General features: G+C 38.1%; 1 protein-coding gene. It reads right to left on the bottom strand.

Annotation, left to right across the window (positions count from 1 at the left end):
* Nucleotides 1–115: 115 nt before the first annotated feature.
* A partial coding sequence (locus E1176_RS20255) for a hypothetical protein (RefSeq protein WP_185152514.1) occupies nt 116–1,101 on the bottom strand: 986 nt, incomplete at its 5' end.

Below are 1,101 nucleotides of genomic sequence, written 5' to 3'. Positions count from 1 at the left end.
CCTCGTATTTCAGCAACACTTCGATGAAAAGGAGGCAGCCACTCAATTTGAGCAGCAAATCAAAAATTGGGATCGCACCAAGAAAGAGGCCCTGATCAGGGGTGACAAAAAAGTCTCATAAAGGAAACTGATACGTTTGCTTTTGCTCCAATACTGTTTCTAAGCTTTGTATCAGTATTTCTGCCATGGTGGTACATTTCAAAAAATTCTTATTCTTATAGTGCTTAGCAAGATCTTCCCGCAAGGTTTTGATATTCTCTTTAGTCGATAAATTGTCTTTCGACATGGCGTCTAGAAGCGCATTCACATTTTTTTTACTCGCTTTATATCTATGGGCAATCAAAGAGCGCTCTTCCTTTTGGTATTGCTTTACCGTTTCCGGTGTCATACACTTTAAGCCTATTTCTATTAATGGATTATTTTGTTTGAAGTACTGGGGCATATAAATAGCCTTACGCCCTTCATACGATTGCTGGTCAAAATCTATTGCTCTGATTCGATACTCTACATCTTCGAAGTCCGGGGTTATATCAATTACAAAATTGCTCGAGTGCATATCGCCCAAAAGACGCACAAAGCATCTTTCATTAAATTTCACAAACTCTTTGGCCAACCGTATTTCGTTTAGGTTTTTATCATTGAGGTGGTGTTTCATAAACTGATCACCAGGTATGCCTACTATGTGTTCTTCTATAAGTGTTTGCTTTTCTACTACATAGCTTATTCTATTTGGTGAGAGTAAATGCTCCAGTTCCAAACCATACACACGGCTTGCATCAGCATTTTTGATATAGAAATAATCGAAGTTGTCGTTTATCCGATTTACAATTCTCACTCTAAAAGGCTGTGTGTTGCCATAAACGCATAAATCTATCCTGTCAACAAAAAGGTGGTCCATAACAGAAAGATCTCCATCAGCTTTAAGAATTGCATAAATGGTTTTCAAGCTGTGGTGTATATCTTTCATATCACCTTGAGGAAAAAAAACGGTTTCCCATAAGGTGTCTTTCCCATGCTTATCCATCAGCGCAATTGAGTTGTCATAGCGCAGAAGATCTTTGTAGTTTATAGGCAGTGGGATCTCTCTTTCATGCTTTTTTA

Source organism: Fulvivirga aurantia, assembly GCF_009711475.1.
GTDB lineage: Bacteria > Bacteroidota > Bacteroidia > Cytophagales > Cyclobacteriaceae > Fulvivirga > Fulvivirga aurantia.
The sequence above is the reverse complement of the archived record's forward strand: the minus strand, read 5'-3'. Positions and strand labels throughout refer to the sequence as shown.